8 protein-coding genes are annotated in these 11,723 nt (G+C 62.0%); 4 read left to right on the top strand and 4 right to left on the bottom strand.

The genetic code is table 11. The features are described from left to right. The first annotated feature begins 289 nt into the window (after positions 1–289). From IFO71_RS13450 to IFO71_RS13440, 3 genes are all read left to right on the top strand, one after another. Complete coding sequence (locus IFO71_RS13450) at positions 290–1,540, top strand: porin (RefSeq protein WP_192030161.1); 1,251 nt, start codon at positions 290–292, stop codon at positions 1,538–1,540. A gap of 475 nt (positions 1,541–2,015) precedes the next feature. Further along, positions 2,016–2,948, top strand: a complete 933-nt coding sequence (locus IFO71_RS13445; protein WP_192030160.1) for an aminotransferase class IV — start codon at positions 2,016–2,018, stop codon at positions 2,946–2,948. Beyond that, positions 2,945–3,682, top strand: a complete 738-nt coding sequence (locus IFO71_RS13440; RefSeq protein WP_192030159.1) for a sulfotransferase-like domain-containing protein — start codon at positions 2,945–2,947, stop codon at positions 3,680–3,682. The genes IFO71_RS13445 and IFO71_RS13440 overlap by 4 nt, the downstream gene beginning before the upstream one ends. A gap of 454 nt (positions 3,683–4,136) precedes the next feature. Here the strand turns inward: IFO71_RS13440 and IFO71_RS13435 are convergent, their stop codons facing one another. The 3 genes from IFO71_RS13435 to IFO71_RS13420 form a co-directional block, all read right to left on the bottom strand. Next, a complete protein-coding gene (locus IFO71_RS13435; RefSeq protein ID WP_192030158.1) occupies positions 4,137–4,679 on the bottom strand; it encodes an REP-associated tyrosine transposase in 543 nt (180 codons plus the stop codon). A 989-nt stretch (positions 4,680–5,668) separates the two neighbouring features. Further along, positions 5,669–6,715 carry an RHS repeat-associated core domain-containing protein gene (locus IFO71_RS13425; protein ID WP_192030157.1) on the bottom strand — a complete coding sequence of 349 codons (1,047 nt, stop codon included), beginning with the start codon at positions 6,713–6,715 and terminating at the stop codon, positions 5,669–5,671. Positions 6,716–7,034: 319 nt separating this feature from the next. Continuing rightward, positions 7,035–10,160 (bottom strand): S8 family serine peptidase, encoded by a 3,126-nt coding sequence (locus tag IFO71_RS13420; protein WP_192030156.1) that lies wholly within the window; start codon positions 10,158–10,160, stop codon positions 7,035–7,037. 307 nt (positions 10,161–10,467) lie between these two features. Between IFO71_RS13420 and IFO71_RS13415 the strand changes: the two genes are divergently transcribed. Beyond that, on the top strand, positions 10,468–11,085 hold the full coding sequence (locus tag IFO71_RS13415; protein WP_192030155.1) for a hypothetical protein: 618 nt from the start codon (positions 10,468–10,470) through the stop codon (positions 11,083–11,085). Positions 11,086–11,148: 63 nt separating this feature from the next. On the opposite strand, the gene IFO71_RS13410 is transcribed toward IFO71_RS13415, so the two are convergent. Then, a complete protein-coding gene (locus IFO71_RS13410) occupies positions 11,149–11,649 on the bottom strand; it encodes a hypothetical protein (protein WP_192030154.1) in 501 nt (166 codons plus the stop codon). Positions 11,650–11,723 lie beyond the last annotated feature (74 nt).

Raw genomic sequence — 11,723 nt, 5'->3', positions numbered from 1 at the left:
GAGGGCCGTGCCAGCGCCGAAAGATCGCGAACACTCTGTTATCTCAACACCATCGGTCGAAACTCTCGCCCCGCTTGGAATTGCCGGATCTTTCGGCGCGACCTCATGAAATATCCGGGTTAGATTCAAGGCAGCCCGCTGCACAGATCCCCGGGAGTGACGCCGAGCGCCACGCCGGCTTGGTCACGCGGGAGTGCTTGATCGCACATTTGCGAATCGTTAACATTCACGGATGCAAACCGTTCGCGTTTGCAATTCGCTTTACACAAGCACCCTGGAGATGAAGCCGATGAATCGTTTGCCCTTGGCCTGCGGCATCGCCGCCCTGCTGGCCTGCGCCCAGGCCGGCGCCGCCAACACCCCCTCGATGGAAGAGCTGTGGCAGCTGGTGCAGAAGCAGCAGGCCGAGATCGAAGCGCTGAAGCAACAGCTGCAATCCACTCAGCAGAACGTCGCCAAGCAAGAGCAGCAGTCGCAGGCCACCGAGCAGAAGCTGGTCGCCAATGAGCAGCTGATTGCTGAGACCGACGCCTCGGTGCAGGAAATTCTCGACCGACCGCCAAGCAAATCGGAATGGGCCGAGAACACTCAGATCGGCGGCTACGGCGAACTGCACTACAACGGCGGCGATGCCGACCAGATCGATTTTCATCGCTTCGTGCTGTTCTTCGGCCATCAGTTCAGCGACCGCGTTCGGCTGAACACCGAGCTTGAACTTGAGCATTCACTGGCTGGCGACGGCGCCCCGGGCGAGGTCGAGCTTGAACAGGCCTATATCGAGTTCGATATCAATTCCTCGCTGCGCACCAAAGCCGGCCTGTTCCTGCTGCCGATCGGCATGCTCAACGAAGTGCACGAGCCACCGACCTTCTACGGCGTGGAACGCAACCCGATCGAAAGCCGCATCATCCCCACCACCTGGTGGGAAGCCGGCGCCTCGCTAAGCGGCGAGTTCAGCCCCAGCCTGCGTTGGGATGCCGCCGTGCACTCTGGTCTGGCCACTTCAGCAAGCTCGAACTACGCTGTTCGCAATGGCCGACAGAAGGTCGCGGAAGCACTGGCCGATGACCTCGCCTACACCTTCCGTCTGCGTTACCTGCCGATTCCGGGTCTGCAGTTGGCGGCCAACTATCAGCGTCAGGAAGACATCACCCAAAGCCAGGATCCGCTCGCCGGTGGCGCCGACCTGTGGAGTGCCCACGCCATTTGGAACGTGAATGGTTTCGGCCTGAAAGCGCTCTGGGCACGCTGGAATCTAGACGGTGCCGGCCCGCGCTCGCTGGGTGCCGACGTGCAGAAGGGATACTTCATCGAACCCTCGTACCAGTTCAACAAGCACTGGGGCGTGTTTGCGCGCTACAACGAATGGGACAACCGTGCCGGCGATCGAATCGACAGTGAGTTCCAGCAGACTGATGTCGGGGTCAACTTCTGGCCGCATCCAAACGTAGTGTTGAAGGCCGACTATCAGTTCCAGAGCCTGCCCAATGGAGGCGATGGCGATGATCGGATCAACCTGGGCGTTGGCTATCAGTTCTGATCCTCAGCGCCCGCGATAGGTGTGACACCTTGTTGCGGGCAGGCAGCAATCGGCCAGGATTGGGTTCCCCCTCTACCCAACCCCGCTCCCGCGAGGGGAGAGGGGCTTTGTTCGCCGCGCGCTCCCCCTGCTGCCAGGGCCCAGTCGGCCGCACCATTTCCGCTCGCACCTGGGCTTAGTTAACTGTGCGCTCCCCTCTCCCCTCGCGGGAGAGATCGATGCGCACTGACAACGCGCGCCGGCTGGTGCCCCGGAACTCCCTCCCCGATGTTCGGGGAGGGCCGGGGTGGGGTTGGGGAGCCGATCTTTTCCTGCCCAGGGGCCTCGCATAGCGAGGTTCCTGGGTAGGGGGAGACAAGCCCTTACGAACCGCTAGCTCAACTCGCGCAGCCAGCCGAGGGTGCAACAGCCGGCGCAACAATGGGATCATTCCCGACGGCCGCGCCTCGCGGCTGGATTGCTTCGGAGGCACTCGATGACGCATGGCACGCACGATTATGTCGATGACCCGCGCAACGCGGCCATCCAGGTCTGGCTTAACGGCGAACTCAAGCCACGCGAGCAGGCCACCGTCTCGGTGCTCGACAGCGGCTTTGTGCTGGGCGACGGCGTGTGGGAGGGCCTACGCGTGGTCGGCGGACATCCGGTGTTTCTCGATGAGCACCTCGATCGACTCTACGAAGGCGCGCGCGCCCTGCTGCTTAACATCGGGCTCACGCGTGAAGCGCTGACCGACGCCATCTATCAAACGCTGAGCAGCAATCAGATGCAGGACGGCGTGCATATTCGCCTGATGGTCACCCGCGGCCTGAAACGCACGCCGTACCAGGATCCGCGGGTGTGCGTTGGCCCGGCGACCGTGGTGATCCTGCCCGAGTACAAGACGCCCCTGCCCGCCACTCTGGAGACCGGCCTGCGCCTGTTTACCGTGCACGTGAGGCGGGGCTACCCCGACGTGCAGGATCCCAAGCTCAACAGCCACAGCAAACTCAACTGCATCACCGCCTGCATCCAGGCCTACACCGCCGGTGCCGACGAGGCGCTGATGCTCGATCCGCACGGCTTTGTCGCCACCTGCAACTCGACTCACTTTTTTATCGTACGACGCGGCGAAGTCTGGACCTCAAGCGGCGAGTACTGCCTCGGCGGCATCACCCGCAGCAAGGTGCTGACCGCCTGCCGTGAGCTTGGCATTCCGGCGTTTGAAAAGCGCTTCAGCCTGACCGACGTGTACGGCGCCGACGAGGCCTTCGTCACCGGCACCTTTGCTGGCCTGGTGCCGGTGTGCGCGGTGGACGGTCGCCAGCTGGGCTCGGCCACGCCTGCAGGGCGGGCGATGATTGCGCGACTGCAGCAGGGATATCGCGATCTGGTTCAACGAGATGTTAAGCAGCGGGGCGCTGCATGAGCGCCACCCTGAGGGTTGCCATGTGGTCGGGCCCGCGCAACATTTCCACCGCCATGATGCGCGCCTGGGAAAACCGCGACGACTGCGAAGTGGTCGACGAGCCACTGTACGCTCACTATCTCGCCGCCACCGGCGCCGAGCATCCTGCACGCGATGAGGTGATCGCCGCCGGCAACCCAGATTGGCGCCAGGTGGTCGACTTGCTCACCGGCCCCGCGCCCCACGGCAGCCCGATCTGGTATCAAAAGCACATGTGCCATCACCTGCTGCCCGATATCAGCCTTGAGTGGATCGATAGGTTAAACAACATCCTGCTGATCCGCGACCCGCATGAGGTGGTGGCCTCGTATCTGCGAACCCGCGACACCGTGTCGGCAGAAGAAATCGGCCTGCCGCAGCAGCTGGCCTTGTTTCAGCACCTGGAACGGGTGACCGGCAGCGCGCCGCTGGTGATCGACTCCGGTGATTTTCTAGCCGCCCCCGAAGCCCATCTACGCGCCATCTGCTCCCACCTGAACATACCGTTCAGCGAGAAAATGCTGAGCTGGCCCGCCGGCCCACGCGACAGCGACGGCGTATGGGCACCGCACTGGTATCACGCCGTGTGGAAGTCCACCGGCTTCGGCAAACCCCATCCAGAACGCCGCCCCACCCTCACCGGCCTCGCCGCCGACGTTGCCGCGCAGTGCCAACCGATCTACCAGCAACTCCACACGCATAGGCTACAAGTGTAGGGCGGGCCCTGGCCCGCCGCACAGCGATTCCGCACGCCTCGGTTTCGATTCTCCAACCACCAACAGCACCTAACTAACCCAACGCGACATTTCACCGGGTTCATGCAGGAAGCATTGACGGTAGGGCGGGCCCCGGCCCGCCATCCAGACACACCACCACGTTTCAGCGTGGAACCGGTGGGCCAAGGCCCAACCTTACGGGGATTTGAACGCCGTACGGCCGCTGACCCGCCGCATTGCCTTTCCGTTCGCCCCGGCTTCGAATGTTGCAACCGCCGACCCACCTCCCCCAACGAGACGTTTCGCTGCAGCCACCTACACGACACGTTGACGTGTAGGGCGGGCCCCGGCCCGCCGCATTGCCTTACCGCACGCCTAGGTTTCGATATCTGCCCCCTACGGCACCTCCCACAACGGGATGTTTCACCGGGACGTTGGCGGGCCAGGGCCCGCCCTACGATCGCTCGCCGAATTCTTGACTGAAAGCGTCAGGCAACGGCCGCGACCCCCAATCACTTGCCAGGCTTCCTTCGCGCACCCAGCGATGAAAACTCGACCACGGCCAGTCGCGCACAGCCGATACGTAACCGTGTTTGACCGGGTTGTAGTGAATGTAGTCGACGTGACGGATAAGGTCGCCTTCATCTCGAATCAGGTGTTCCCAGTAGCGGCGTTGCCAAATGCCGCGTTCGCGTTTGGCCGTGCGCCGCGCCGATCGACGTTCATCCCGCTCGATGCCGCGGGAAAACAGCGACTTGATCATTTGCCATCGCGCGCCGTTGTCAGCGTCAGCCTCCGGCAACCGCCACACGCAATGTAGATGGTCCGGCAAAACGACGATCGCAACCATTGCAAACGGCAACCGAGCACAGGTGCGAGCAAACGCCCAACGCAACCGATCCACCTCGTCCACCAGCAAACGCCGACGACGCTCCAACAGTGTGACGGTGAAGAAGTAAGTGCCCCCAGGCACCCAAACACGACGATAGTTCGGCATGCCCTACCCCACAGCCACCCGCCATCAGACAAACCCGCACCAAGCCGTCAGACAACATCACGGTAGGGCGGGCCCCGGCCCGCCATTCAGACACACCACCACGTTTCAGCGTGAAGCCGGTGGGCCAGGGCCCACCCTACGAGGATTTGCCCGCCGTACGCGCGGTGTCCGAGGAGATCCGACGGTAGCGGGTTACCCGCCTACACCCCGACCGGCATGCCGTGGAATCGGTGACCGGCTTGGCGTGGAATCACTGACCGGCATGCCATGGAGTCTGCGACCGGCATGGCGTGGAATACGCAGACGACGCTCCAACAGCGTGACGGTGAAGAAGTAAGTGCCCCCAGGCACCCAAACACGACGATAGTTCGGCATGCCCCAGCATCACCTACCCCACCACCACCCGCCATCAGACAAACCCGCACCGCCCCGTCAGACAACATCGCGGTAGGGCGGGCCCCGGCCCGCCATCCAGACACACCACCACGTTTCAGCGTAGAGCCGGTGGGCCAGGGCCCACCCTACGAGGATTTGCCCGCCGTACGCGCGGTGCGCCGCCCGGGATACAAGAGAAGCAAGAACCCAGCAAGCAGGACAACAAACACAGCTGCAGCAAATACATAGGTCAGTGCATCTTCAGATGGTGAAAGGTGCCGTGAGAATCCCACCGTACTGTGGCTGACATAAAAGGACTTCGCCCAACTGGGCACTTCAGTTGTGAGTTGGCTTCTGCTCAGGTTCGCGATTGGTTCACTGGCGAAACGTGGGAGCCAATACCAAACCCAAGCACCACAAAGGGAAGCCAAAATCAACTGAAGAATTGATGTGGTTCGTCGCTTCACTGGAGTTCGAAGTAGTAGCACCAGCTCGCATTAAATTGAGCGCCGAGCCCAGCACCGAGTGACCCCTCATTCACCCCTGATAGGCTCCCTGACGATGTATAACCAATATCAACACCAGCCGAAGCCGGGCCATAAGAACCGCCCACCTCAAAGAACCAGCCTGCGTAAGTTGTCGCTTCGACAGTTTTTGCCGCTCATTTTGGTGACCAACCCACCACTCACGCTGGCCCCAGCAGCAGCTCCGAAACAAACCTTGAAGTAGCGAAAAGTTCTTTCGTTTCCGCATTCGTCAACACAATTTACTGCTGTGAACCCGCCCCCGGCAAAAAAGTGGCCCTCTGCGCCGTGATAGTTCGCGGTGGGCGGGCCACGTGGCTTATCACAATTGATTCCAAATAGACGACAGAGATTCAGTGCCGGCTGGTACTCGTTCATCAATCCACGATACAACCCGTTCCTGTCAACATAGACAAGCGGGCTGCCGCCGACATATCCGTATGTGTTGACTCCGCCCCTCAACCCAATCGGATCACTCTCGATGTACCTACCTGTTGAGGGGTCGTAATCCCGGAAGTAGTTGTAATGCAGCCCCGATTCCGAATCGTAGTACTGCCCCGGATACCGCAAGTTCAAGTCAAACCTCACGCCCTCACTATCAGACGCGCTCGTCGGCAAATGCGATCCAAATGCGCTGCCTTCCAGCGTCCAGCGCCACAGCACGGTACCGGTGGCGGGCTCTTTAACCGCACGCGGGGTGCCGAGGTGGTCGCTGTAGACATAGCGCAGCTTGTTGGCCCCGCCGACAACAACGCTTTGATCCACCACGCCCACCGGCAAATCGTCCATCCATACGTACCAACGCCAACGGTTGGTGCGCGCATCAAACTCGGCCAACAGACGGCCGGCCTCATCGTAGGTGAACTTGGCATCGGTCTGGGTGAAGTACTTGCTACCCACAAGCTTGCGCACACGCTCGCCGCGACCGTTGTAGGTGTACAACGCCTGCGTCTGCGATTTTTTGGCGTCCATCAGGCGCCCGTTGGCCCCATAGTTCAGCGTCCAGCCGCGCATACTCGCGGTACTGCCCGCCGCCGTGTAGGTGCGTGAGCCCGGCTGATCGCTCACGGTGTTCCGCGGCTTGCGCTCGAGCAGCCGCTTCGCCAGTTCGTTGAGAGCGTCGTTGCGCCTCAACATTCGGATCTACAAACTCAGGCGTGCGAGGCATCCCCCGCCGTCCACGTGACCCCAATTGCATGAATGCGCCCACTCCTGAACGACCGAGCCTCCCAAACCCCTATTCGGACCCCGAGGCGTGCGATAGAAGACTACCGTCCAATCGGGATCTTGGGGCATCGCCCGGCCGCGGCTAGCAGGACAGGTGTACTCCCCTCGGTTCGGACCGAGGCAGTTCACCCTCACCTTGCCCGGACGCGATGCGGACGTGCAACAGGCGCAAAAAAAACCCGGCATCGTTGCCGATGCCGGGGTCTTGATCACGCTATGACGCTGAAGATCAGTCTTCGAAACCGCCCCAGAACACGAGATCGTTCACGGTAGTCACGACCAGCTCGAAGCTGGTGGTGACCGACATGGCGCCGGTGTCGGTGGCAGTCACTTCGATGACGTAGGGCGTTGCGCTGATCTCGGCCTCAAGCAGGGTGCCGGTGATCATGCCGGTATCGGCGTCGATGCTCAGCGAGCCGGGTGCGCCGGTCATGCTGTACTGCAGGTCGTCGCCATCCGGATCTTCGAACGCGGCTGCGGCATCCCAGCTGGCCGAAGCGCCCATCTGCACGCTGCGGTTGCTCATCGGCGCCTTGATGATCGGAGCCTGGTTGCTCGGACCGCCGGAGACGGCCGGCATCAGGCACCACTCATCCAGGGTACCGGTGTCGAGACCGGCATTGTCAGCCACGTTCAGGGTCCAATCGCCCGCCAGGCTGGTGCCGTTGAACGCAGTCAGAGCATCAACCGGACGGAAGCGGCCGCCAGCGGTCCAGCCCGGGTTGGCATTGACGCAGCTGTTGTTGGCAGCCGAAGCAGCAGCGTCATCGAAGATCAGATTCGGGTTGTCACCATTGCAACCGCCGCCGGCACTGGTGGTCGGCTCTTCCAGCAAGCGAATGGTGGTGCCCGAACCGACCTTGGTCAGGGTGACCGTGAGGTCATTGGACCAGGTGTGGGTAGCACGCAAGCGAACATCCAGATCGGTCAACGCCGCACCGCTGGGCACCGTGATCGTGCTGTTCAGGCCGGCCGGGGTGTTGTCCGGAATCGCCGCACCCGGGGTGGCGCAATAGAACACGCCGGTAGTGAACGATCGCACCTGCGAATTGGCCCCGCTACCGCAAATATTGGCCGCACGCACGCGCCAGTAGTAGGTGGTGGACGGGTTCAGCTCGCTCGGCAAGGTGTAGCTGGTGCCGTTTACGGTCGCGGTCGCCAGGATGCTGCTGAAGTCACTGCTGGTCGACACTTCCACCGTGTACGTGCTGGCGCCGCTGCTGGCGGTCCAGCTCAGGGTCGGACGCAGCGACTGATCGGTGGCATTGTTGGCCGGGGCTCCGAGGGTGATGGCAGCCGGCGCGGCAGCAAACACACTGAGATTCACCGAACCGCTGGCGCGATTGCCCGCATCGGCGGCATCCACGGCTTCAAAGTCAACCGAATACAAACCACCGGCCAGACCGTTGAGGCCACTCAGGGTGTACACGCTTTGTTTGACCGGGTGAATGACCGGATTGACGCTGAAGTTGCCGCTGGTGCCGGCCGGCAGGTTGGTGGCCGACAGGTTGGCGGTGCCGGTGAAGACATCGCCCAGGGTCAGCGTGAACGGCAGCGAGCTGGCGCTGGCCGAGCAAATTTCGGTCAAGCCCGGGCTGACGCCGAGGCCGATCGCGCAGGACGAACCAAAACGCTGGTTGCCCAGCTCCAATGCATCTGCCAACTGCACCAGACCCCAGCCGGTGGACGGATCCCAGCCGGCGCCATAGGCCGGACCGCCGGGCTGCTGCCCGCTCAGGTCCTTGGCACTATCACGCAACAACAGGCGCAGTTCCTTGTTGGTCACCTCGGCCGGACCGCCACAGGCGTTCCAGATAAAGCTCATGCCGGCAGCGACGCCAGGCGTGGCCATCGAGGTGCCGCTGATGCTGTTGTAGCCACCGATGCAATCGGTGCAGCTGGAGCCGTCGTCGGCGGTCACCGTGGTCGCGGCACCAATATGATTGGCCACCAGGTTCTGGCCGTCGGCCTGACTCAGCGATAGCGCCGGAATCAACGGCGTGGTGCATTGGCTGTTGCAGGTGCCAGAGAAGTTTCCAGCCGCGTTGTTGTACAGCAGTGCCGCGACACCGCCGGCGTCCTTGACGGTATTGACCTTCTCAGCGAACGACACCGTGCCACGCTCACAAATCACTACCTTGCCCGACCAGCTCGGCTGGCCAGTTCCGGTGGCGCAGAGTCCGCCCGACACCAGTTCAGCGCTGACCGTGCCGGCGCCCGCGCCTTCAATGCCGTTGGCCGAGAACTCGCTGCCGCCGACATTGACCAGATACGCAGGAACGCCGCCGTGCGGCGGGCCCGGCCAGGTCGACAGCACATTGACGCCACCGCCGGCCAGCTCGACCACATCCCACTCGCTGTTGGCGGGCGGGCTGTTCGGATCGTTGGCGGTCGGCGGGTACTGGGTGAAATCGGCCGCCACTTCGGCCTGATCGATCGCCGCCACCGACACCACGGACGGATAGCCCGCCGGATAGCTGGCGCTGTTATCGCCATCGTTACCTGCCGCGGCAACATGCAGAATGCCATCGTTATCGTACAGATCCTGGAACACATCGCGTTCCACCGAGCTGCTTGGGCCACCCAGGCTCATGCTGATCACGTTGGCGCCATTGTCGCGGCACGTTTCTGCCGCCGCGGCCAGATCGGATTCGCCCGAACTCCACACACCGCTATTGTTGAAGATCTTGACGATGAACAGTTCGGCCTTGCCCGGCAACACGCCGACCACGCCGACGTCGTTGTTCATCGCATTGACGGTGCCCGCCACGTGGGTACCGTGGCCATTGCCGTCTTCGCTCCATTGCTCGCCAGAGATCTGCGAGTGGCCATCGACGGTGATGCCCTGGAAATCATCGTGCGGGGCGTAAAAGCCGGTATCGATGATGCAAACCTTGATGCCTGTGCCGTCCGGTGCACCTGGATCGACCTCGCCGTTGCGATCCTTGTCCCAGATATCGCGGGCCTGGAACTGATCGACATTCCACGGCGTGACCTGGGCCAGCAGCTTGTGCTCCGGCACGCGCTCCACCAGCTCGACATCGTTGGAGCCGCGCAGAGCCAGAGCCGCCTGATCCGACAGCATCACCGACACCAATCGCGGGTTGGAGAAGCGATGGGTGATCTGGCCACCCAGGCTGCTGATCTGCTCAGCAATCGCCGTCGCCGTCAAATCCTTCTGCGCTGAGCTGGCGCCCTTGTAGCGCACGTAGTACGGCTGCAGCCCTTCGGCTTTGGCAGTCGCAGCGTGTTTGCTCGAAACCTCAGCCAAAGCCGAGCCGGCAAACGGGGCGGATACCAGGGTGGAAAGCGCAAGCACAAGGGCCTTGCGCCGAATGTTTCGGCGATTGGTCACGATGACTCCATGGTGTTGTTCGCCGACCCGGAGGGTCAGCAATGGACGCGCCACGACAGTGTCGGCGCGATTAGCCCCGGGACATTAATGTCAAATTCATTTATCCGCAAGCTGGGGTTCAGCTATGTATCAACGCCTTCACGCCGCGCAAACAAGTATTTAGCTGTGCTGTTCGTCACATGCGCCCGCGCGTCGCATGACGGACGGTAGTATTTACGCGATAAACGGCAGTCGCCGTTTGGTCAGCGCTGGATTTGCACGGCGGCTACGGCTACGCTGCGCTCCCCTTCCAGTGAGTAGACATCGCGTGAAAGTCGCTGTTCGTTCCCTCGTGTTGTTCCTTGCCCTGCTGACCTTGGCCGTCGGCAGCGCCGATGCACGCTCCAAGAAGATGCTTGAGAGCGCCGAGCAATCGCCGCAACCCGCAGCCGGCAAAGCCTTGGTAGTGTTCTTGCGCAGCAGCTTTGTCGGCTCCGCCATCCAGTCGTCGATCTATCAGGTGGAAGGTGATTTTCAGGAATTTCTCGGCATTGTGTCGAACAAGACCCGCATAGCTACCGAAGTTGAACCGGGCCAGCACCGCTTCATGGTGATCGCTGAAAACGCAGACTTCCTCGAAGCCGAGGTGGAAGCCGGCAAGACCTACTACGTGTTGATCAGCCCACGACCGGGCGCGTGGAAGGCACGTTTCTCGTTGCTGCCTATCCGCAACGACGCCGCTGCGAAGTACAACCTGCATTCCGCGGATTTCAAGAAATGGATGAAGAAGACCACCCGCGTCGAGATCGGCCCTGATGCCCAAGCTTGGTTCGAAGAAAACCAGGCGAGCATCACCGACAAGCGAGTGAAGTACTTGCAAAAATGGAACGACAAGTCGAAAGAAGAGCTGGCCGAACTGACCCTGAACGCCAACGACGGGGTTTAAGGCCGCACTCATTCGCTCATAACATTTCGATTGCGCGAAGCCGTATTCTGCGGCCCACTCCCGCTAGGTCATCAGGCTGGGCACCTCGTAGTCAAACCTTTTGGCACCCTGCTCGGCCATCGTTCTATCGAGCTGCTCGACGTGCTTCTCCTCGGCGTCGAGCACCACCAGCACATGGCCGTCGGCCACCTTGTCTTCAAACCTGCGATGCACTTCGTTGGGTACCGAGGCACCAACCAGGGCCGATGACCAGGTGCCGACCGCAGCGCCAGCCACGGCCATCAACCCGGCACCGGCCAAGGTGATGCCGATGGCCGGTATCACCGCCCCCACCAAACCAGCCGCCAGGCCCACCGCACCGCCGCCCAGTGCACCGCGAACGGTGGCCGGCATAAAGTCGGTGGACGAACCTTCCTTCAGATCATCGGGAATCTGATCCAGCGGGGTGTCGGCGCTGGCTACCAGGGCGATCCGGTCTTCCGACCAGCCCAGCGCCTGTGCTGCTTGCACGCAGCGCTTGGCCGACTCCATCGAGTCGGCGAGATAGACGTGGCGTAGCTTCATGGCCAATCTCCACGCGTAGTGACTCAAGTTTACTCCCGAATCAGCGCCATGACTCGATGCCCTTCAGGCTGCTC

The sequence above is a fragment of the Pseudomarimonas arenosa genome, assembly GCF_014841215.1.
Taxonomy (GTDB): Bacteria; Pseudomonadota; Gammaproteobacteria; order Xanthomonadales; family Xanthomonadaceae; genus Pseudomarimonas; species Pseudomarimonas arenosa.
This window is presented reverse-complemented; position numbering and strand designations above follow the sequence as displayed.

Coding starts and splice junctions, on each gene's coding strand:
- IFO71_RS13440 (WP_192030159.1), top strand. CDS start 2,945: ATGAGCGCCACCCTGAGGGTTGCCATGTGGTCGGGCCCGCGCAACATT.
- IFO71_RS13445 (WP_192030160.1), top strand. CDS start 2,016: ATGACGCATGGCACGCACGATTATGTCGATGACCCGCGCAACGCGGCC.
- IFO71_RS13425 (WP_192030157.1), bottom strand. CDS start 6,715: ATGTTGAGGCGCAACGACGCTCTCAACGAACTGGCGAAGCGGCTGCTC.
- IFO71_RS13410 (WP_192030154.1), bottom strand. CDS start 11,649: ATGAAGCTACGCCACGTCTATCTCGCCGACTCGATGGAGTCGGCCAAG.
- IFO71_RS13450 (WP_192030161.1), top strand. CDS start 290: ATGAATCGTTTGCCCTTGGCCTGCGGCATCGCCGCCCTGCTGGCCTGC.
- IFO71_RS13435 (WP_192030158.1), bottom strand. CDS start 4,679: ATGCCGAACTATCGTCGTGTTTGGGTGCCTGGGGGCACTTACTTCTTC.